Origin of the sequence: Arenibacter amylolyticus (assembly GCF_002150785.1) — a bacterium.
GTDB lineage: Bacteria > Bacteroidota > Bacteroidia > Flavobacteriales > Flavobacteriaceae > Arenibacter > Arenibacter amylolyticus.
The window spans coordinates 144,331-167,198 of record NZ_MTAZ01000015.1; the positions used below are offsets into that span (position 1 = coordinate 144,331).

The 22,868-nt window shown below is 37.6% G+C and carries 13 protein-coding genes; 4 read left to right on the plus strand and 9 right to left on the minus strand.

Features of this window, described 5'->3' with window-relative positions; translation table 11 throughout:
* Nucleotides 1–5: 5 nt before the first annotated feature.
* The gene (locus tag BV214_RS07890) at nt 6–1,091 is read right to left on the minus strand and encodes an amidohydrolase family protein (protein ID WP_086476959.1); all 1,086 of its coding nucleotides are present in this window, start codon (nt 1,089–1,091) and stop codon (nt 6–8) included.
* Between the two features lie 921 nt (nt 1,092–2,012).
* On the opposite strand from BV214_RS07890, the gene BV214_RS07900 reads away from it, so the two are divergent.
* Together BV214_RS07900 and BV214_RS07905 are read left to right on the plus strand one after the other, a co-directional pair.
* Nucleotides 2,013–3,248, plus strand: coding sequence for a DUF3825 domain-containing protein (locus BV214_RS07900; protein ID WP_086476961.1), 1,236 nt, complete (start codon nt 2,013–2,015; stop codon nt 3,246–3,248).
* Nucleotides 3,249–3,422: 174 nt separating this feature from the next.
* Nucleotides 3,423–4,496: a YcjF family protein gene (locus BV214_RS07905; RefSeq protein WP_217868674.1), complete on the plus strand. Its 1,074-nt coding sequence runs from the start codon at nt 3,423–3,425 to the stop codon at nt 4,494–4,496.
* A 471-nt stretch (nt 4,497–4,967) separates the two neighbouring features.
* Here BV214_RS07905 and BV214_RS07910 read toward each other — a convergent pair whose 3' ends face one another.
* Together BV214_RS07910 and BV214_RS07915 are read right to left on the minus strand one after the other, a co-directional pair.
* Nucleotides 4,968–7,184: an Ig-like domain-containing protein gene (locus BV214_RS07910; RefSeq protein ID WP_086476962.1), complete on the minus strand. Its 2,217-nt coding sequence runs from the start codon at nt 7,182–7,184 to the stop codon at nt 4,968–4,970.
* Nucleotides 7,185–7,716: 532 nt separating this feature from the next.
* Nucleotides 7,717–8,076: a hypothetical protein gene (locus tag BV214_RS07915; RefSeq protein ID WP_086476963.1), complete on the minus strand. Its 360-nt coding sequence runs from the start codon at nt 8,074–8,076 to the stop codon at nt 7,717–7,719.
* A gap of 458 nt (nt 8,077–8,534) precedes the next feature.
* Between BV214_RS07915 and BV214_RS07920 the strand changes: the two genes are divergently transcribed.
* Nucleotides 8,535–13,400, plus strand: a complete 4,866-nt coding sequence (locus BV214_RS07920; protein WP_086476964.1) for a RecQ family ATP-dependent DNA helicase — start codon at nt 8,535–8,537, stop codon at nt 13,398–13,400.
* Nucleotides 13,401–13,541: 141 nt separating this feature from the next.
* Here BV214_RS07920 and BV214_RS07925 read toward each other — a convergent pair whose 3' ends face one another.
* From BV214_RS07925 to BV214_RS07945, 5 genes are all read right to left on the minus strand, one after another.
* A complete protein-coding gene (locus BV214_RS07925; RefSeq protein WP_086476965.1) occupies nt 13,542–16,442 on the minus strand; it encodes a type I restriction endonuclease subunit R in 2,901 nt (966 codons plus the stop codon).
* Between the two features lie 119 nt (nt 16,443–16,561).
* Nucleotides 16,562–17,473 carry an Abi family protein gene (locus BV214_RS07930; RefSeq protein ID WP_086476966.1) on the minus strand — a complete coding sequence of 304 codons (912 nt, stop codon included), beginning with the start codon at nt 17,471–17,473 and terminating at the stop codon, nt 16,562–16,564.
* A gap of 223 nt (nt 17,474–17,696) precedes the next feature.
* Nucleotides 17,697–17,999 carry a GIY-YIG nuclease family protein gene (locus BV214_RS07935; protein WP_086476967.1) on the minus strand — a complete coding sequence of 101 codons (303 nt, stop codon included), beginning with the start codon at nt 17,997–17,999 and terminating at the stop codon, nt 17,697–17,699.
* Between the two features lie 202 nt (nt 18,000–18,201).
* A complete protein-coding gene (locus BV214_RS07940; protein ID WP_086476968.1) occupies nt 18,202–19,689 on the minus strand; it encodes a restriction endonuclease subunit S in 1,488 nt (495 codons plus the stop codon).
* On the minus strand, nt 19,689–21,248 hold the full coding sequence (locus tag BV214_RS07945) for a type I restriction-modification system subunit M (protein WP_086476969.1): 1,560 nt from the start codon (nt 21,246–21,248) through the stop codon (nt 19,689–19,691). The genes BV214_RS07940 and BV214_RS07945 overlap by 1 nt, the downstream gene beginning before the upstream one ends.
* A 311-nt stretch (nt 21,249–21,559) precedes the next feature.
* On the opposite strand from BV214_RS07945, the gene BV214_RS07950 reads away from it, so the two are divergent.
* On the plus strand, nt 21,560–22,474 hold the full coding sequence (locus BV214_RS07950; RefSeq protein WP_086476970.1) for a phospholipase D-like domain-containing protein: 915 nt from the start codon (nt 21,560–21,562) through the stop codon (nt 22,472–22,474).
* Nucleotides 22,475–22,649: 175 nt separating this feature from the next.
* Here BV214_RS07950 and BV214_RS16760 read toward each other — a convergent pair whose 3' ends face one another.
* Complete coding sequence (locus BV214_RS16760; protein WP_176328481.1) at nt 22,650–22,808, minus strand: hypothetical protein; 159 nt, start codon at nt 22,806–22,808, stop codon at nt 22,650–22,652.
* Nucleotides 22,809–22,868 lie beyond the last annotated feature (60 nt).

The window sequence follows — 22,868 nt, forward strand, 5'->3', positions numbered from 1 at the left end:
AACTTTTAATCCTTAGTTTCCGGAAACATATTTAGCCATTTTTGGGCATTGTGCAGATAGATTTTATCTACTACCTCTTTGGGAAGTTTCAATCCTCTGAATCCCTCGTTAATCAGGTCGCTTTCCATTTGGTCGTCCGTAACAAAGAACCGCCAGTCTTCCATCCATGTTTCATGCATGTATTTTTGTAGGTCCTTGGGGTCACCCTTCCCACTATCGGCCAAATCGGTGGCGTAGAGGATCCTATCCTGATATTTAATAAAGAAATTGCGCACCTTTTCCCTGTTTTCTGCCGTCTGATAGTAAACTTGTCCCATTCTGGCTGCCAGGTCGATCGCCATATTGGGGAACTTGTCCAACCGCTTGGCTAGTTCCTCCACGCTCCACTCCAAACTCCCCATATGGGCCCCCACAAACGTCAAGTTAGAATGTTTTTCCAGTATGGCGTCCCGGGCCGCTATCTGCTCCTCGTAGGAAGGTAGTTCTGGGTGTTTGTACATATGGTATTGAGGATTTTTTGAAAAGTAGTCCCGATCGTTATTGGTAGTCATTTCCTCTAGTGGCAACCAACAGTTAAGTGGTTCTCCCAAATGCCCAATTAATGGAATCTTTTTAGTGGCCAAATAATTAAAAATAGTATCCAACTTGGGATGGTCTACCATAATCAATTGATTTTCTGCATCGCGAAAGACCATGCCTATGTTTTTCCAAATTTTTACGGCAATGGCCCCCTCCGAAAAGTTTTTATCTAACCAGGCGATGGTATTTTTTGTGAAGTCTGGATTATCCCAATCTTCTATAGAGAAGGAGGTAGCCACCTCAAATTCTGCCGGATGCGCGCTCTTCTGCTCCACAGCGTATTGGTACTGTTCCTTTATGAGTTCCCCACTATTGGAATGATCTACCAGAATATTGAGCAAGCGAAAATTATCTTTTGCTGCTTGCTCTACAAAGCTGTTCCGATCTGCAAAAACATGAATGTGGGTGTCAATTTTTTCCACCATCTCAAAATCGTCCACGGTATAATAATCATTGTTTTCCATACAAGAGGTTGTTAGTAGTACTAGCAATGCACTCCACCCTATTTTCATCTGTTTTTTTTTAAAAGGATTAAGGCTACCAAGGAATTAGCGCTTATAAGTTAAAAAAAATGCAATATAAATGGTCGGATAATTTTGTTTAATGCGATTTTTTAATGGTTCGGAACTACTTAATATCGAGGGGATTCCAAGGAAAAGTGGGGAGGTGAGGTGATACTCATCCACAATAATATATAAAATTCACGTTATTTATCTGTAAGAATTATAGTATAATTACACTAAGTTTATTATGTTAGCTACCCAAACCAAATGTAATTCTTCTCTTACAACTATTTTTAGTAGTTGGAGAAGTCTTACCAAATAATAACCAACCAAACTTTTAAACCTTATGAATTACTACTGTGAGTACTGCGGAACCAAAAGCTCCAGCGCTGCGAATCTAGCAGCAAATTCCTGTCACCGACATCCATCTGGTAGTGGCCAAGGCAAACACAAATTATATGAAGGAAGTGAGAAAAGCAGTTACAATTGTAAGTATTGTGGAACAACAGCGTCATCGATAGTTGCCTTAACCGGAAATTCTTGCCATAGGCATCCTGCGGGGAAGGGGAAACATGCACCGTCATTGTAGGTAGTAGATTTCATAGAAAACGAAGGAATCATCCGATAATAGAGCTGACAATTTATGATAAAGCGGCTGGGCTTTTAAATGACCTACCTGTGAATTTTAAATATATAAAATTGCAGGAATTGTGATGCATTGAGGGTCTGTGAATTAACAAGTTTGTAAAAACACATTTAGCATTCAACTACTTTATCTGTTCGCTTAAATCACAATCATTAGAAAACCTAAGAAACAAGAAATAATATTTATAACTGTTAATGTGACTTAAGCTATAAAAAGTGCACTTTGTTTATTTAACAATCTGATAAAAATTGAACTTAACATTAAAAGCAAATTGGAATAAGACTATGATTAATACAGAAATATTAGAAAATATTATCGCGGTGCTTGAGCAAAAAAAAGGACAAGATGGTTGGACTGATTTAGCCCGTATAGGAAAACCTTTAGCTGATATAGGCATAAACCCAAAAGCCCTTGGTCACATAAAACTTACAGAATTGCTTGAAGAATATGACGAATTCATCGAAATACGAAGGGATAGTACTTCATATAAAGTTCCAGTTTTATATGCGAAACAAAAAAATAATGGACAAAAATTAATAGGAACTAAACCAAAAGTTCAGGTTTCAAGAGACTATTCAGGAAAAGCGGTAAATAACTTAATGCAATGGGCTTGGATGGGTGATTTTAGTCAAGTAATAAATGACTTGAAAAACATGGCGCTAAAAGAAAGGTGGTATTATAAAATTCAAAATCCAGATTTCCCATTCCCTATTTTATCTAAGTATTTGACTTATACCTTTTATAGGCTTTTAAAAGAATCAGATAAAATTAAAATTAGTAATCAATATGCCTCTTTTAACACCGGTCTTGTAAATAAGCTATATGAACCGATTTATGCACTATTTGAAAGGAATAAAGTTCAAGGAAAGCAAGAATGGTATTTTCATGAATTTTGTATCTCAGGTGTTGGAAAAGCCGGAAAAATATTGGCAAGAAATTTTAATCCATTACCAGAAAGGGCAAATTATTTTAGTAACCCCAGCGAATTAATCTATGACAGTAACGCTCCTGAACCACAATTAAACTGGAATCATATAATTCTGGATAATGTGTCAAGACTTCCGCTAGAGTTTTTAGAAGATAATAAACCTGAAGGATTTAATTTCAGAGATACTTCAGACATGACAACTATACAAAAGTCTGATTATTATTCAGCCCTAGCATCTGCAATTGAAAGTGATAGTAGGAAATTTAGAGCAATTAAAAATCGTTTTTCGGATAGCTTAAATTTAGCTTTAAAACGAGTTGAATGGAATTTTAAGACTGCAATTCCAATGTATTATCCTGCATATAATAAAATGTCTTTATTGCTTCCGATGTCTCTTGTTGATGATGATACCATAGACTTGGCGTTAGTAACAGAAAAAACTCAATCAGGAAATTATCTTGGACATACAATTCTCCCTCTAAATTGGGCTTATAGTAATGCACGTTTAATAACAAGACCAGATAGTGATTGGCTTGTAGCAGACAGAATTGAAACCGAATCAGATTCGGAAATTGATGATACTGAAGAGTAATATTGTCCAAAATCGCGAACAAGTAATGGCAGGTATAGTGCTAATCATCAAATTTTATAGCTCGCACATCCTTAGTAGTGATTTGAAAAGGGCCTACCACATAATCCGCAACTACACCTACAATTTACCGTTATCCACAATACTAAAAAACTTTAATTTAAAATTTATATATAAATGGCAGAAAATATTGGAAAAATCATTGAAGATGCAATCAACAAGGCTTTGAAAGATAGAGGAGAAATAAATATATTAATTGCTGGGAAAACTGGGGTTGGAAAGTCAACATTAATAAATGCTGTCTTTCAAGGTAATTTTGCGACCACAGGTCAGGGCAAACCCGTAACGAAAAAAACAAGAGAAATTAAAAAAGAAGGAATTCCATTAAAACTTTTCGACACAAGAGGTTTGGAATTAAAAGAATATAAGGAGACTTTTAGGGAACTTGAATCCTTCGTCAAAATGAAAAATGAGGATTCTAATCCTAGTAATCACATTCATATGGCTTGGATTTGTGTAGAGGAAAGTCCAAAAAGGATTGAAGATGCAGAAATTGAACTTTGCAGCCTACTTTCTAATCATATGCCAGTAATTGGGGTAATTACAAAAGCAATATCTGATGAAGGGTTTAGAGATAAAGTGCAAAGTCATTTAATTCAAGCAAAAAATATAGTAAGAGTTAATTCAATTCCTAAAAAGTTAGATAATGGTTATATTATACAGCCATCTGGACTTGAGGAGCTTGTTGAATTAGCAATGGAAATAGTACCTGAAGGACAAAAAAATGCCTTTGCTGCAGCTCAAAGAGTAAGCATAAAACAGAAACAGAATAAATCACACGCAATTGTCGCAGCTTCTGCCGTAACTGCGGGAGGTACTGCTGCAGTCCCTATTCCTTTTTCAGATGCTGTTGCGTTAGTTCCAATACAAGTGGCCATGCTCGCAGGTATTACAACAGTGTATGGTTTCGAATTAAAAAAAGCATTTTTATCAACTTTAGTTTCCTCTACAATAACCGGAGCAGGTGCAACTTTAATAGGGAAAACAATTGTTTCTAATTTACTAAAGATGTTTCCTGGGATTGGTAGTGTAGCCGGTGGACTTATCGCGGCATCAACGGCTTCTGCTTTAACAATTGCTTTCGGGGAGGCTTATATTGCTACACTAACTTATTTGATTAAAAACAAAGATATTTCAGAGATTAGCGAAGCAGACATCCTTGCCGAATTTAAAAAAAGGCACTCAAAATAGTAGGTAGCATCTCAATAAGTGTGTAAAGTTTAAAAATCGGGGCTGTAACCACTATGTATTTATTTAAATTAAATCTACTAATAACGTTAACATATTTTCAAACAATTCAAGACAGGGGAAGAATTTACCTCCTTTTTAAAAGCTATTCAAAAACTATCATTTAAACTCCTGAATAAAAAAAGCGGGAAATCTATCAAAAGATTTCCCGCTTTTAAAAATTGGCAAAATGATACTAACCAATTATTCAATTCCAAAGACTTGTACTTCGGCTAAAGATAAATTGGTTGTTCCTGTCAATTGTACCCTGATATACCTACCTGTTCTACTAACCGGAATTGCTGTTTCATAACCGGCTACACCCTCATGGAAAAAGCTTAGAACATTATCTTGCATTAAAATATCAGCTACAGAATCTGATTCAAACGGTTCGTCCGAAACGAACACATAAATTAGGTATAAGATTATTCCACATTAATAAAAAAATGAAAAATCTGGTCTTAAAATGTGTTGTACTCCTACATTGGACTTAAATACGGATTCAATTTTGTCGGATACCTTATGTGGATTGAACTCATTGTTCTTAATTACCGTCTTTAAAAAACTGTCGTAAGTATCCAGCCCTTCGTACTTCTTTACCTCAATCTGTTCTATCCTGAACTCTCCAGTGGTATAATGGTTATTTATATTCCACGAGTTTAATTCTTCCGGTAACTGGGGCAATACCACTTCATTTGTAGTTTGACTGTTAAAAAGAATGCTCCAAGTATAATAGGAATTATCTTCTGCTAAATCCATCGTTATTTTCCCTACATTATGTGTTGCACCAGACTTGTTAAGGGTGAATGTCTTGTTAGTGCTTGAATAGGTATAATCAATAGTCCAATCAGGTGCATTATAATATTCAAGGGGCTCACCAATAGCTTCAATATGATAATTTTCCATCGTTGCTTTATAGCTATAATCATAGAAGTTTGTATTGAAAGCGTATCTATAACCAGGTCCATTCATTATCATGACATTTTGATTTCCATATCCCCAAATTCGATGTTTTATGTCGTTCTCGAAATCAGTAGCATTAAGATATCCATATAAAGTTAGGTCAGAAAACTTGTTGGGATCTTGAATAGAGGAACTATTGTAATATCTTGTTTCCACACCATTTACAATAAAGTTGTTGTAGTCTAGATAAAAGTCAGTTGCCATGGGCTTATCCACAAGCTGGTAAGCATAATTGTTGTTCGCCGTATTATGTTGGTAAATGTAGTATTGATTTGATTCTGCATTCGAAAATTCAAGATCATAATCTTCTAAATAATACTCAGTTCCAGAGTTATAGGTGGAATTGTAATCCGATCCCTCACCTACAATAGACGTTCCATTAGGCATTTCTGATACTTGATAAGTATTGTATGTTGAAATTCGTTTCCGTTCAGGTACCTTAAGCTCGATTCTCTCTAAGGATGAGCGTTTAATATTTTGAATGGTTTTGATTATAGAAGTTTGTCCAACACCACTGTATAAATATGCAAAATTCAGCATGAATTCCGACTCGGGTAACACGTCGTCTAGGGTATTCAGTTTGATGAGTGAGGTGTTAAACTCCAACTTTTGAATAGCTAATAATCCGCCTGTATTGTCTGAAGCAAATACGTAAAACTTAGATACTGATGGATCTAAAAAGTCAGTGGGAATAGCAATTTTCATCAATAACCTTTTTATAATAAAACTCACTTCCTGGGTAGTTTCATTCCCTAAAATATCCGTAGCGTTTACTTTCAGCGTGGTGTTTCCTGTTATGAATTCGTCAGGATTTAAGTCCAAAGTTAGATCAGCTACTTCAGAAGTTGAAATTAGGGAGTCGTTAATGAATATAGTAAGGGACGCAATATCAGAATGTTGATCTTCGGCAAGAATGTAGAGCGCGATACGTTCATCAACCACGACAGTATCTTCCAATGATAGACCTTCCAAGGAAATTTCCGGCCCCGTATTGTCTACTAAAAAAGGCAGGTTGTAAGTTGCTATATTGCCCGCCTGGTCCAAAGCCGTAATACTTAATTTGTTCAGACCATCTTCTAACTCAAAGCTATTGATATTGACTACATGCGTAATACTGTCCATGGCGGTAGCTTCTTTATCTACCTCATTAATTTTAACTTCTAACAAAACAGTACCTTCATTGTCACTGGCTTGGAAAGTAACTTTATTGTCATCACCTGCGATAATAGTATTGTTTTCCAAGGAAACCTCGGTAATTGTGGGTGTTTCGTTATCCACAATAATCTTCTGTTCTATAGAACTAATATTGCCAGACAGATCGGTAGCAGAAACTTTTAGGTTGTATTGCGTACGCGTTTTACTTACAACAGTTCCTTTACCACTTAATTTATGGGTATACTGTGTGAGGTCTATGGCTATTCTAAACGGAGCCTCAGTATCTTCTCCGACTTTTGTATCATCTAAAAAAGCTTCAACATTATGTATCCCTTTTGCATCTTGCGCGTTAATTACAATTTCAATGGTGTTTCCTACTATTGGGGGTTCTTCAGAATCATTTTGCGATAAACCTTTAATGGAAAAATTCACCGTAGGCGGGGTAGTATCGGGGGCTTCTTCATTGTCGGTACTACATGAAACACATAGAATAAATAATAGAAGTACGACAATAGATATAAAACTTTTAATCATTTTGGTGGGTGGTTTTGGCTACTTGGTTTGTTTTTTATAAATATAGACAAAACTTTATTGGCATCCCTGGAACTATTTTATTTTTAGGTTTTTTACTATATTCACCTTGGTGCAAGATAGAGAGATGGTCATAACAAGGTAAATCGCAAAGCATATTGGTGCATGTAGACCTTTCACCTGCTGTCCCGGTTAGGCGAAGCACCAGTATATAGAAATTGAGTAAAACGATCGCAATGAGATTACCAGTGCGCTATTAAAATATTCCGAATTGAATACATTAACCAGGGTGATGGTTTACGTGTTTTTAAGTGTGATATTATGTTATCCTTTTAATTTGAATCATTGGATCCTGAACCTTTCAAATCATAAGCACCTAACCTACCTTTCTTTCACTCCATGCTGACGAACCTTCCATATATGGATCCATCCCTTCTTTTTGAGCTTGATCTATTCTAGTGCACACTATAACAAACTAGAATACAATACCAATTAAATGCATGTTTGTAAAATCGCTAAAATGATAATTTCTTGATCAGTCTAACAACTGCGTTTCAGGCTTTATTCTAAAGCATTGTTCTTCTCCTAAATAAAGCGGGTTCCCGTGTTTTTCCGACCAAAAGCCATCTAAGACATCCTTAGTTAAACACCGATAGACCGCAACCCCTTTGTATATCCAATTATCCTCACCTTGGTAATTAAAATTTATCACCAATATATTATCCTTAAAAAAGCCAGTTCCGTTTTGTTCTTGATTAGAGTTTATCAGCCATTTGGCAATTATTCTATTGTTCTCATCCAAGGATAAGGATAGAATTTCTTTATAAGAATTATCAGTATCATCTTGATTTGCACCTATTATGGAATAGTCGCCTACTAATTGTTGTAGTGTCATTTATAATGCTTTTCCATCCAAGGATGGTTTAATAATTAATATGGTAAGTTGTGTTTTGCAAACATACATTTTTCACCAAAATAATTATGGTTTAGAAAAAAATCATCGTTTACATATTCCTTTTAACCCATATATGCTATAAGGTTATGGACTCTTTGAATATCTCGGTTCGTTTTGTGCTAAGCATATCGGTTCAAATTGTGCCAATTCTGGCTGTGCGTTGAACCTATAATGGTTCGTTTTGTGTCACTTTGAAGGGTTAAGAAATATCTTATTGAACGATCGCGATAAGATATGGCCAATATTTTTACTTCTTGCTCGTTTACTTAAGGATCACCAAATAAAATTCCTATTTTCAACTCCTAAAAGGTGGTTGAGAGACGACTACCATTGTTCACTTGAAAATGTGAACCATATATCATTTAAAATGACAATTAATAAAATCTGAATAACCGAACGTGAAATCAATTGCTTTCATTGATACCGAGATTGAACCGAAGAGCCGAAAGATTCTTGATATTGGGGGTATCAGGGGTGATGGAAATTCCTTTCACAACTCATCGGTTGCCGACTTTATCCATTTTCTGAAGGGAACACAATACATATGCGGACACAACATTTTAAACCACGATATTAAGTATGTGGGCAAAGCGCTCAATGACGCAGGTATTAATTCTTCCAACATCATTGATACGCTGTTTCTTTCTCCCCTTCTTTTTCCGACAAAGCCTTATCATGCTTTATTAAAGGACGATAAATTACAAACGGAAGAAATAAACAATCCATTGAATGATTCCATTAAAGCAAAAGATTTGTTCTATGATGAAGTTGCAGCGTTCAATGAGTTCGACCAAACAATGAAGCAAATTATTTATTTGCTACTAAATGACAAACGCGAATTCCAGTCCTTTTTCCGTTACATAGGATTCCAGATCCAACCCATAAACCTAGAAAACCTGATTCGCCAAAAATTTGCAAATGAAATTTGCGAACAAGTTGACCTTAACAAAATAATTTCAAAGCACCCTATTGAACTTGCCTACAGTTTATCACTAATAAGCTCTTTCATTGAACACAAAAAAATTCATTCCATAACACCGCCTTGGGTCCTGAAAAATTATCCGGAAGTTGAAAGAATCATGTTTCAATTGCGAAACCAACCTTGTGTTAGTGGGTGTGAATATTGCAACCATGCCTTAGACATCCATAAAGGTTTGAAAAGATTTTTTGGCTTTGATTCGTTTAGAACTTACGGAGACGAACCACTTCAGGAAAATGCGGTTAAAGCAGCTATTAACGGCAAGTCATTACTTGCCGTTTTCCCGACTGGCGGAGGTAAATCCATCACCTTCCAAGTTCCTGCATTAATGAGTGGTGAAGCTGCCCGGGGCTTAACGGTAGTGATTTCCCCCTTGCAGTCTTTAATGAAAGACCAAGTTGACAACCTTGAAGAAATTGGGATTACAGATGCTGTAACTATAAATGGTTTACTTGACCCTATTGAAAGAGCCAAATCATTTGAACGGGTGAAAGATGGTGCAGCGACCATTCTTTATATCTCACCAGAATCGCTTCGTTCAAAGACCATTGAGCGATTAATTTTAGGGAGAAAGGTTGTCCGTTTTGTTATTGACGAGGCCCACTGCTTTTCTTCCTGGGGACAAGATTTTAGAGTTGACTACCTATACATAGGTGATTTCATTAAGCGACTTCAGGAGCTGAAAAATCTTGAAGATGGAATTCCAGTTTCTTGTTTTACGGCTACTGCCAAGCAAAAAGTCATAGAGGATATTCGCGATTACTTCAAGGAAAAGCTCTCTCTAGACCTGGAACTCTACACTTCCAAAACATCTAGGACAAATCTTCAATATCAAGTAGTTGAAAAGGGTGACGAGGAAGAAAAGTATCAGGCCACAAGGGATTTGATTGAGGGGAAGAATTGTCCTACCATCATTTATGTTTCAAGAACCAGAAAGGCCTACCTGCTTGCAGACCGATTATCCAAGGATGGTTTTAATGCCAAGCCCTATCATGGAAAGATGGACAAGCAAGAAAAGTCCGACAACCAAGATTCGTTTATCAACGGTGAAACTCAAATTATGGTTGCAACCTCTGCTTTTGGAATGGGAGTTGATAAAAAGGATGTTGGCATGGTGATTCATTATGAAATTTCCGATTCACTTGAAAACTACATTCAAGAAGCAGGGAGAGCCGGCAGAGATGAAAATATTGTTGCTGACTGTTTTGTGTTGTTCAACGAAGAAGACTTAAGTAAACATTTCATTCTATTAAATCAAACGAAGCTTTCCATAAAAGAAATTCAGCAAATATGGAAAGCAATAAAAAATATTACCAGATTCCGGTCAAAAGTTTCAAACTCCGCCTTGGAAATTGCAAGAAGAGCTGGTTGGGACGATAATGTTATTGAAATTGAAACCAGGGTAACCACAGCTATTGCAGCCTTAGAAGAAGCAGGATACTTAAAGCGCGGGCAGAATATGCCTAGAATTTTTGCCAACAGTATTCTTTCAAAGAATGCGCAAGAAGCTATTGAGAAAATCAATGCTTCGGAAAGGTTTCAAGAAAGGCAGAAAGAGCAAGGTGTCCGAATCATAAAAAAACTTTTTTCAAGCAAAAGTAGAAAGCAATCCAGTGAAGATCCGGCTGAATCAAGAATCGATTATATCAGTGATCATCTGGGAATTGTAAAAGAAGAAGTGATAAACATTGTGAATCTTCTACGTGAAGAAAAGGTCTTAGCCGATGCAAAAGATTTGACCGCCTTTATCAAAAGGGGTGAAAACAAAAATCGGTCCCTCAAAATTGTAGAATCGTTCGGCAAAATTGAAAACTTTCTTCTATCAGTTTTTGAAGAACAGGAAAAAACATTTCACGTCAAAGCATTGAATGAAGAAGCCGAACAGCAAGGTTGTCATGACGTTTCCCCAAATAAGATTAAAACTGTTGTCAACTTTTGGGCAATCAAGAATTGGATTAAGCGAGAGAGCCTTCAATATTCTAAGAACCATTTTGCTGCTGTTTCACTTCATCCGAGGGAATTGCTGAAGGAGAAATTAGAAAAACGTCACGAGTTAGCAACCTTTATTATAGAATTTCTTCATGAGAAAAGTAATCTGATAGTAACCGAAGAACAAGTTGAAAAAGATGAGGTTTTGGTGGAGTTTTCAGTTCATGAATTAAAAGCAGCATATGAAAACCACCAAAGTCTTTTCAAGCTTAAAATTAGTATCGATGATATTGAGGATACCCTCTTTTATCTTTCAAGGATTGAGGCTATCAAAATTGAGGGTGGCTTCCTTGTAGTTTATAACCGACTTACCATTGAACGAATTGAGCAAGACAACAAAATACGCTATAAAGTTGAGGATTATCAAAAACTGAATCAGTTTTATGAAAGCAAAGTCCAGCAAATTCATATTGTTGGTGAGTATGCCAAAAAAATGATAAGCGATTATAAGGACGCTTTGCAATTTGTAGATGATTATTTTCAGCTCAACTATCAGTCCTTTCTCAATAAATATTTTAAAGGCAGCCGTCAGAATGACATTAAGCGTAATCTAACCCCCGCTAAATTCAGACAGCTTTTTGGAGAACTTTCAGCAACGCAATTGAAAATCATAAATGACAAGGAGACGAAGTATATGGTTGTCGCTGCCGGGCCCGGTAGCGGAAAAACAAGAGTACTGGTTCACAAACTTGCCTCATTGCTTTTAATGGAAGATGTTAAGCATGAGCAGTTGCTTATGGTAACATTTTCTAGAGCAGCAGCAACAGAATTTAAAAAGCGTTTACTAAAACTAATAGGCAATGCTGCAAACTATATTGAAATTAAGACTTTTCACTCTTATTGCTTTGATTTATTGGGCAAGGTCGGCAGCTTGGAAAAGTCTGATGCGATTTTAAAAAAGACCATTGAAAAAATTAAAAGTAGGGAAGTTGAAACCAGTAGAATTACAAAGACCGTATTGGTGATTGACGAAGCACAGGATATGGACGAAGATGAGTTCAATCTTATAATTGCTTTGATGGAACAAAATGAGGAAATGAGAGTGATTGCAGTGGGCGATGACGATCAGAATATCTACGAATTCAGGGGGGCAAGTTCAAAATATCTTGAAAGATTTATTAATATAAAAAAAGCAGCGAAGCATGAATTGATTGAGAACTTCAGAAGCAAGAGTAATCTTGTCCATTTCACGAATCAGTATGTGAAACGGATCCGGCATCGACTGAAAGAGATCCCCATAATACCTATTCAATCTAACAATGGAAGCATAAAACTAGTTCGCTACCAAAGTGGCCATCTCATTACTCCGCTTGTGCAGGACCTACTCGAGACTGAACTTACGGGTACCACCTGTGTGCTTACAATAACCAACGAAGAAGCACTCCAAATCACAGGACTGCTCTTGAGAAACAAAATGGCAGCTAGATTAATCCAAACCAATGACGGATTCAGTTTGTATAATCTTTTAGAAGTCAGGTTCTTTTTAAGTCATCTAAATTTGGCTGATGATGTTTTCCTCATCAGTGAAGGTGTTTGGACAAATGCCAAACGGAAACTAAAAAGTAAATTTAGCCATTCCACAAAGTTGGAAATATGCATGAACATCCTTAAGGATTTTGAGGCGACCCACCCTAAGAAGAAATACAAATCTGACTTGGAAATCTTTATTCGCGAATCTAAATTTGAGGATTTTTTCAACGAGAATAGTGAAATAATATTCGTTTCAACCATTCATAAAGCCAAAGGTAGAGAGTTTGATAATGTTCTCCTGATGCTCGAAAACTTTAATGCTGCCAAAGACGAAGCCAAGAGACTGTTATATGTTGCTATGACAAGAGCAAAAAAGAATTTGACAGTGCATCTTAACTCTAATTTTCTTGACGATATTACCGTGGATAACTTAGAACGTGTTGAGGATAATCAACAGTATTTACCATCAAAAGAGTTGGCAATGCACTTGACCTATAAGGATATTTGGCTGGACTATTTCATAAAAAGACAAAATATAATTTCACAACTCTGCAGTGGCGATGTTTTGACTTTGAACCAGGATGGATCTTTGAACTCAAACGGACAATCTGTTTTGAAATTTTCTCAGCATTTTTTGAGACAAATTGAGCGCTTAAAAGGTAAAAACTACCAACTAAAAAGTGCAAAAGTGAACTTCATTGTTTACTGGTTAAAAGAAGGAACAGAAAACGAAGTGAAAATTGTATTACCAGAGCTTTACTTTGAAAAACAAGAGAATGAAGAAAAACAGCTCAATACCCAATTCGAGTACATTAGTCCCCAATAAGTGCGGAGTGATATTCGTAGAGCCAAATGTCAACTTAAGAAACTTCTTTAATACACCAAAAACCCTTAACTGTCAGGCGAAATCGTAACTAACTAGTCATATATTTCAATGTGGAGATTAGATACTTGTTTAAAATCTCCCCTAGCCCGTCATTCCTTCAATAAAGACCTGGACATACTGCTTCATTTTGGAGAGAATCCGCTCCCCTATTTCTCGGGCTTTCAAAATACTGGGTCTGTTGTCTAAACACTTAAAAACGTCGTCTTTTATGGGTTCGTGGCCGCTGTAAACATAGGCGTCTATCAAGGCTTTAAACTGGGCCTGATCCAAATTCTCTTCCTCACATAATTTCCCCAAGGCCAATACCTTCTCATCTTGCCAATAGGCTTCAAACTCCTCTTCTATAGCATCTACATCATCGATCTTGGGAAGGTTTTCCTCAATAAATTTCTCTATCAGTTCGCGTTTGCTGCGCAGCATCACATCTCCACCCAGTAGATCTATGATCGCCTTTTTCTGGACTTTTGCTTCAGTGGCATTGGCTCCCTTCATTTTGGCCAATAGCTTTAGAATATAGGCCACATTTATCTGGTCCCTATGGATCAGTTCCAGTTCAAAATCGATGTCATTCAGAATTGAAACCTTTTGTTTTTTGGAATCCCGTTTTACTTTTTCGTACAAGTCCAGGTACTTGCTTTTATAATTTTCAAACTCCTGCGCCTCTATCGGAAGATCGTCCCAATCAAAATCGGTGTACGATTGTAAGACATTCATATTCCGCATCAGTCTTCTAAATGCCTGTACAAAAGCTGCTTCGTCCTCTTCGCTATTCAAATCATCTACGGCCTGATAAGTAGGGGTAATTTCCCGTAAGTTATTTAAGGCTTCTTCAAATTTCTCGGCAATCACCTCATAATCTGGCATGGTCACTACCTCTATGGCCTCCTTGTTAGAGAACAGGGTGATGGCATCATCCGTAGCCTTTTTAAGGTTGCGAAAGCACAGTATGTTTCCCTGCGATTTCTGCTCCCCTAAAATCCTGTTGGTACGGGAAAAGGCCTGAATTAAGCCATGTTGCCTTAGGTTCTTATCTACATAGAGGGTGTTTACCTTTTTGGCATCAAATCCGGTCAACATCATATTTACCACCAATACAATATCTAGCCTATCCTTTTCATCATTAAAGGTATCTTTCTCCCGTTCCTTTAATCGCTTACTAATGTCCTTAAAGTAATTCTCGAATTGCTGACTGTCCTTGGTGGTAAAACTGGTATTGTACATTTGGTTGTAGTCGGCGATATAACGCTCCAACTTATCCCTTGTGTGACTGCTATTATACGCCACTGCTGGTTCTGCTGCATGCAGCATCTCATCCCCCGGCAAAAAATCCTGGGCATCCTCATTGTCTTCGTTCGCTCCATAGGTAAATATGGTAGCGATACGCAAATTATGTTCTCCTGCTTCCTTCTTCTGTTTAAAAATATCGTAATACGCAATTACATTGTCAATACTACTCACGGCAAAAAGGGCCGAGTAGTCCTTATTGAAGGTTTTCTGATCGTGGTGGGCGATAATGTAGTCCACAATTTTATTCAATCGCATAGGGGAATCCAACACCTCCTTTCTATCGATATCCTCAACTTCAATATCGATAAAAGTGTTACTCTTATTCCGGTATTTCCCGATATACTCAATACCGAATTTCAGTACGTTCTCATCGCTAATGGCGTCTGTGATGACGTATTTATGTAAGCACGTCCCAAACAAATCGCGCGTTGTACGCTTCCCTAAATCGTTTTTAGAGGCATTCTCCGCAAAAATAGGGGTTCCGGTGAACCCAAATAACTGACTTTTAGAAAAGAACTCGGTTATACGGGCATGGGTATCCCCAAACTGACTCCGGTGGCACTCATCAAAAATAAACACGAAACGTTCCTCTTTTAAATGGGCCAATTTATTGCGATAGTGACCCGATATGGCATTGTTTAATTTTTGAATGGTAGTGATAATTAGATCCGAATCTTTTCGCACCCCTTTTTTATCTTTAAATTTTCCCAGGAACTGTTGTACCAAACTGTGGGTATTGTCGGTAGAATCTACACTCCCCTCTTTAAAGGCATTGAACTCCTTCATAGTTTGATAGTCTAGATCTTTACGGTCTACCACAAAAACTACCTTGTTTACATTGGGAACATCCATTAGAATCTGACTTGCCTTAAAGGACGTTAAGGTTTTGCCAGAGCCCGTAGTATGCCAAATATACCCGTTTTCCCTACTTGTTTTTACTTGATGGATAATAGCCTCGGTAGCATAGTATTGATACGGACGAAGCACCATCAATATCTTATGGGTTTCGTTGAGCACAATATAATGTGCTATCATCTTCCCTAAGTGGTCCGGGTTTAAGAAAGCAGCCGCAAAATCGGTTAACTCGGTAATGTTCTTATTGTTTTTGTCTGCCCAAAAGAAGGTCTGCTTTACGGATTGCAGTTTGTTATTGGCCAAATACTTCGTATTTACTCCGTTGCTAATGACAAAGAGTTGTACGTACTGAAACAGGCCGTGGTTGCTCCAAAAAGAATGTAGTTGATACCGATTTATTTGATTGAAGGCCTCCTTAATTTCCAGTCCACGGCGCTTGAGTTCTATTTGCACCAGGGGTAAGCCGTTCACCAATATAGTTACATCATACCGGTTGAGATAAGATCCCGTCTGTTGCACCTGATGGGTTACCTGAAAGAAGTTATTGTTCCAGTTTTCCGAATCAAAAAACTGCACATATACCACCTCGCCATCTTCCCTAGCAAAGCTATAACGATCTCTTAGGGTTTTGGCCTTTTCAAACACATTGCCCTTTGCCAAGTGGTTAAGGATTCCATCAAACTCTTTATCTGTGTAGCTAGCTTTGTTAAAGACTTCCAACTGCGATTTTAAGTTGGAAAGCAAGGCGCCGCCGTCCTGTACGTTAACAGAAGTATAGCCTAAGCCAACGAGTTGTTGAATTAGGTTGTGTTCTAGTATGGCTTCTGGTTGGGTGGTCATTTTATTTTACTTTTTTGTGTTAGCACAATTGGTTAATTCATGCATCTATTCAACAGTTTGCCGCGCTTCATTGCGTTCCGCTCGCAAAGACTAATTGCGAGGCTGTCATTGCGAGGCTGTCATTGCCATAATGGTTCTTGCTGCCAATTTGGTTTCATCCCTAACGCATCTGAATCTACATTAGGATAGGCGGTAAACAAATTATCCAATTGTTGCATAAATGTATTATTAGGTTGAATGACGTTTAATAAATATTTCATTAAACACATGTGTACATATAGTTTTTGAAATTCATGCTGTTTAGGAATATTCTCTAAATTCCGAATCCACGGATTTGGTGGTTTAGGAAGTAGTTTTACGGTTCCAGGTAAATTTCTATTCCATAATCTGGAATGATGAGCGCAAAAATTACGGATTTGTGCTATAGATTGCAACCAACTAGGTAAGTAGGTATGGTTAACTGCTCCTAATTCTTTCGCGATAACATCTTTTGACTTTACTGTTGGCTTTAAATTTCCATAAAGCTTGGATAAAGCGCCAAAACTAGTTTGTTCCAACGACTTCCAGGATGGTGGAAAACGCAAGTCATCCTTGTGCTTTTTCTTATGATTCTTAATAGATTCATCTTTTGTCCTTGATAACTCTTCCTGCAAATTCGATAACGTTTTCACCAAGGCCATGCTATCAGTGAAAAGTGTGAAATTCTGGAACCACCAAGGATCAATCTCATGGGATAGGTGATAAATAAGTTTTGTACGTAGGCTAATTTCAATTTTCTCAATTATCCCAAATAGTAAGATTCTCAATTCAGCATCAAAATTATACAGAGCTACAACATCGGTGAAATTGCTATTTGGTTTAAAAATATGATTCTCCTTATCAGATTGCATCACATACCAATATTCACCTAACCTATAATAACTTATATGCGAAAGGTATGCCGTCGCTAAAGCCTCATTGGAAATGATTAAACCTCTTTTTTTAAGTTGGTTTATTTGCTGTGATATGGTTAATGCCTGCTTGTTAAACATAGGCACTATTTTTTAAAGGGAAGGTATAAAAAGCAAAAGACACACCCTGGGACGCTGTTCTAACGGGTAGCGTGGTGTGTACTGTTAATACAAATCTACAATTTCTATACCATATTGCCATATCTATTAACATTTATTTGTTTATTCTCTTATATCTGATATTCCTATCCCGTATTCCGTAGTGCAATACAAGGGTTAAGGATCTAGCCAACTGACACGGCAATCAGCCGAAGCAATCTGTCGCTTGTTCTGACAAATCCTCCCATCCTGGATTCTCCTTCTCTATCAATACTACTTTCCTGGCCCTATTCCCTGCTTTTAATTGTTTCTCCCTTCCTATGGCTTCTCCTATGTCTTGAAAGGCTTCATAATATACCAACTTATCTACATTGTAACGCGCGGAGAACGATTTCTTATAGTGCTTGTCTTTATGTTGTTGTATACGCCTTCCCAAATTGGACGTCACCCCCACGTACAGTGTGGTGTTGTTCTTATTCGCCAATATGTACACATATCCTGGTTTCATGTCATTGCGAGTTAAACGAAGCAATCGCCCCATTGTACGGTCATTGCGAGGCTGTCATTGCGAGGAGGAACGACGCGGCAATCAGCCGAAGCAATCTGCCTAATCCATGCTCCTTGCCACGCTTCACTCCGTTTCGCTCGCAATGACGACAGCTTGCCGCGCTCTGCCTACCTAACGGCAGGCACGCTCGCAAAGACCCTCATTACACAAACATCTGCTGCAACAACCCCTTCTTAAACTCCTGCGTTTTTTCTATTTGCTGGTTAACCGCTTCTATTTTAGTATCTATGGCCGACAGGTAATTGGCTATTTTTTGTTGTTCTTCATTACTTGGCAATTTAAGTTTCAAATTCGCAACTCTTCCAGTTGATAAACTTAAAACTTTTGTCCCTTGAGCGATAATCATTATCTGTTTTCGCATACTCCAAGATTTAAGTAGGTAACTAAAAAACCCAATTACGGTTTTTGATGTTTTGGGACGTGCCAAAAAAGTATGGAGACCAGCTAATACCTTCTCACCTTTCAAATCTATTAATTCTATTGTCTTTCCTATGTCTGCATAATCTTCGGATGCATCGGCGATAACTAAATCACCATTCTTACAATATGATTCTGATTTAATTCTTGAGAGATCAATATCATTATTTATAAAAGGAACAAACTCGTCCCTTAAATAAAATGCTGTTTTAAATTTAGTATGAATATCACCATAGTGAATATTGTATACAGTGCCAGACTCATAATTCAATTTATCTCGGGATAGTGAATTGGTTGAATGAAATGAATACAAATCTCCAAATTTCTTTTCCTCCCAATCCGGATAGTTCGCAGCCATATCGATCATCATACCTTTTTCAAATTTCTCTTCAAAATCGTCCAAGGTGGGTGTAAAGCGTATTTTTTGAGAAAACAATTGCTGCATCACCCCTTTTTTATAGTCCTCCAACAATTCCTTCTTTTTGGTGAGCTGCTGTATTTTTTTGTCTACCGCAGCTAAAAAGGAGGCTATTTTTTGTTGTTCGGGGAGGGAGGGGATATATGTCTTTAACGTTGCAATTTCGTTAGGTGATAAATTTGGTGGGTCAGTTCCAGCTATTCTATTTTCAATCCTACTAATCAAAGACTTTTGTTGTAACATGCAATACATGTACTCCAAGTCATTTTTTGAAACTAACTTCCCGACTCTTTGATTGAGTAGGGACCCGTCAAAGTCATCATTTATTTTTGCGATTTTCAACTTACCTCCCAAGATTGGTCGTGTCAATGCAACAACATAATCGCCTTTTTGTAAGAGAAATTTAGAATGCTTTTCTTTGAATTCTTCCGGCAAGTAGGACTGTGCCTCCAATTTCATCTCATTAATTCCAACATCAGCAATTTTCACCCATCTAATTCCTTTTTCACGTGAATCCTTGCTTGAAAAAGCATAACCGTTGAAGAGGTTCAACTCATTGCCAAGTTTAGATTTTACATATTCCCCTTCAAACTCTTTAAAGCGGAGGGTGGGGGTGCGGGGTTCCTTTGATGCGGGGTTCCGTTTAGCTTCAGCAGTTTGCTTCGGGTCGGCGCGTCGTTCCGCCTCGCCATTCCCTCGCAAAGACGGCGTTGTTTGGGTTTCAGAAGTTTGCTTCGGGTTGCCGCGTCGTTCCTCCTCGCAATTCCCTCGCAAAGATGTGTTTTGTGCTGCCATTAGAAAGGGGTTTCTATGTTTAACTGCTTACAGAAATCGGCTATGGTGGCGTCTGTGTCGGCAATTTCCTTGTTGAGGGCCTTTAATTGGGCCGACACCGCTGATAAGTCCACCGGCTCCTCTTCTTCAAACGTATCTACATACCTTGGAATGTTTAGGTTGTAGTCGTTTTCCTTTATCTCATGCAAGCTGGCTACATAGCTGTATTTGTCTTCTGTGGTACGCGCCTTATAGGTGTCAATTATTTTATTAATGTCTTCTTCGCGCAGCATGTTCTGCGTCTTCACCTTTTCAAAATGCTGACTGGCATCTATGAACAAAACGTCTTCTTTATGCTCTCTATTCTTCTTCAATACTAATATACAGGTGGGAATACTGGTACCGTAAAAGATATTCGCAGGCAAGCCTATTACCGCATCCAGATAATTACGGTCTTTTATAAGGTACTTACGGATGTGTCCTTCGGCAGCGCCCCTAAACAATACCCCGTGTGGTAACACTACCGCCATGGTACCGTTATCATCCAGCTGATGCACCATGTGTTGTACAAAGGCGAAGTCGGCCTTAGAACTGGGTGCCAATTTCCCATAGGCCGAAAATCGGTCGTCGCTCATAAACAAGGGACTCGCGCTCCACTTTGCCGAGAAGGGCGGATTGGCTACAATGGCCTCAAACCGTAAGTCTAGATGTTGGGGTCGCTCTAGGGTGTCTTCATTCTTTATATCGAACCGCTTGTAATGCACATCGTGCATAATCATGTTCATTCGGCACAAGTTATAAGTAGTAGGATTCATCTCCTGCCCGTAATAGGCACCCACACTCTTTACCTCCTTGGCCACACGCAACAATAGCGAGCCAGAACCACAGGTAGGATCGTACACATTTCTCAGTTGCTCCTTACCAACTGTCACTAACTGTGCCAACACATTAGATACTTGTTGCGGGGTATAGAACTCCCCGGCCTTTTTACCAGCGCCACTGGCAAACTGCCCTATTAAATACTCATAGGCATCCCCTAGGACATCGCTCTCCGTGTTTTCCAGGTCGAAATCTACCTCATCTAAATGCGTAAGGACTTTTACAATAAGCTCGTTCTTATCATTTTCAGATTTTCCTAACTTGGAGCTGGTGAGGTCCAAATCTTCAAATAAGTTTCCAAAATCCTCTTCACTTTCAGACCCCATGGTACTTTGCTCTATATGAGTAAGCACTTTAGCCAAATCTCCCAGAATAAACTGGTGCTTTCCACCGCCATTACCTCTTTTTGCCAATTCACTAAACAAGTCGGACGGTCTTAAAAAATACCCCAAGCGGTCTAAGGCAGCATCTTTAATAGCAGCCATATATTCGGCTTCCTGGGGATGTCCTTCAATTTCTTGAAAAGTGAGTCCGTCTGGTTTTAATATTTTATTGGCATACAGGTTCATTTTTGTACTTAAGTACTTATAAAAAATGAAGCCCAATATATAATCGCGGAATTCATCGGCATTCATTTTACCTCGTAGGGTATTGGCAATGTTCCAGAGTTGTTGCTCTAGTTTTGCTTTCTGTTCTGTCATTGATGTGGTGGGTGTAATTTTATTAAGCCTTAAAGATATCCAATTATCTTAAATTTCCTATCTAGACCTTTGAACTTAAAGCATGATTAAACCTTTATCATAGATCGTACTTGTGCTTTTATTTAAAAAAGTTTACCGCTTTTTGGTATCGCCTTTGGGATATATACTTATTATGAAAGAGCACACATTGGAATCAATTATAGCAAGTTAAAAACCAAGTCTAGGGAGGTGCTTCAAAATTTATAATGCAATAAAACTTTTTGACAGACGTTTCCTATTAAAATAATCGACTAATCTTTATACTGAAAACAATGACTATAGATGGTGAATTTTTATTTGACAATCAATTGATTGCAGCGGTTGAGAACATAATTAGAACTTCCAAGAATGAATTATTATTAATATCACCTTTCCTCGACTTAGATAAGAGGATTGAGGATGCACTACGAGAAAAAATAGGTAAACCCGATTTTAGGCTAAGGGTCCTATTTGGCAAGAATGAAAACAACATTTATAAAAGTATAAAAAAAGACAGTTTAGAATTTTTAAAATCATTCCCCAACGTAGAGATTAGATATAATGAAAGGTTACATGCTAAGTTCTTCCAGAATGACACACACTTTATGTTAACCAGTCTAAATCTATATGACTATTCCTTAGCTAACAATATTGAATCTGGATTTTTAGTGCATTACGCATCTACAGGAATACTGGGCAAGGTAATAGACGGTGCTGATTCCTTAATATCACAAGGAGTATCAACCGTTAAGAATAATGTTTTTGGATTAAATAACAATGAAACCGATCCCTTAGAAAAATTCAATAAAATATTTGAGGGTTCTGAATTGAAGTTTAAAAGCGAACCTATATTAAAAGAAAGTAAGGGTTTAAGTGGGTTAATAGGATCTAAAAAACTAGAAGGAATAAAAATTGTAATAGATGATCTTACTCCAGTAGAAAAAAAGAACAAACAAAATCCAAAACCATCCAAGACAAACAGCAGAGTTAGAACAATGGACAGCCGCATATACTCGGCTTCTAAAATTTCCAAAATCTTAGGTTTAAAACAAGCTGAGTTTATTGATTTAATGGAAAATGATGGTCTCATTAACGGTGATGAAATTACTGACAAAGGATTGGCAAAAGGCTTGTGTATGAAAAATTATATGGGTCGAGATTATATTGCCTATCCTGAACACATTATGGAAGAAGTAAAGGTTAAATAGCGTAATACACAAAGAGTAGGGAGAAATGAACGCTACTCCTTGTTAAGATACTATAGACCTATTTAAATATAGAATCTTACTAAGTATGCTTTTTTTCCTAAAAATGATATGAATATTATGGTTTCTTCCTAATTTTCGCACTGGTCACAACTAGTGTATTTGGGCCATTCCCCCCTTAAAATCGAACCGTATACACCACCTTCATGGCGGCACCCTTCTGGGTGGTGATCAGTCTTCTATTGACTTCATGGTTATCTAACCAATTGTGGTTATACACAAAAAAGATATCGGTTCCTGGCGTAATGATCCATCTAAAGCGGGTATTGGTTCCCAAAAGATTGCTTACATCATCCTTTAGACTTGCATAAGTATATTTATCTCAAGTTTAACCGTA

Bases quoted from the DNA above. Each gene is read 5' to 3' on its own strand.
- BV214_RS07905 (WP_217868674.1), top strand. From the start codon at position 3,423: ATGGCAGAAAATATTGGAAAAATCATTGAAGATGCAATCAACAAGGCT.
- BV214_RS07950 (WP_086476970.1), top strand. From the start codon at position 21,560: ATGACTATAGATGGTGAATTTTTATTTGACAATCAATTGATTGCAGCG.
- BV214_RS07935 (WP_086476967.1), bottom strand. From the start codon at position 17,999: ATGAAACCAGGATATGTGTACATATTGGCGAATAAGAACAACACCACA.
- BV214_RS07900 (WP_086476961.1), top strand. From the start codon at position 2,013: ATGATTAATACAGAAATATTAGAAAATATTATCGCGGTGCTTGAGCAA.
- BV214_RS07890 (WP_086476959.1), bottom strand. From the start codon at position 1,091: ATGAAAATAGGGTGGAGTGCATTGCTAGTACTACTAACAACCTCTTGT.
- BV214_RS07925 (WP_086476965.1), bottom strand. From the start codon at position 16,442: ATGACCACCCAACCAGAAGCCATACTAGAACACAACCTAATTCAACAA.
- BV214_RS07910 (WP_086476962.1), bottom strand. From the start codon at position 7,184: ATGATTAAAAGTTTTATATCTATTGTCGTACTTCTATTATTTATTCTA.
- BV214_RS07930 (WP_086476966.1), bottom strand. From the start codon at position 17,473: ATGTTTAACAAGCAGGCATTAACCATATCACAGCAAATAAACCAACTT.
- BV214_RS07945 (WP_086476969.1), bottom strand. From the start codon at position 21,248: ATGACAGAACAGAAAGCAAAACTAGAGCAACAACTCTGGAACATTGCC.
- BV214_RS07915 (WP_086476963.1), bottom strand. From the start codon at position 8,076: ATGACACTACAACAATTAGTAGGCGACTATTCCATAATAGGTGCAAAT.
- BV214_RS07940 (WP_086476968.1), bottom strand. From the start codon at position 19,689: ATGGCAGCACAAAACACATCTTTGCGAGGGAATTGCGAGGAGGAACGA.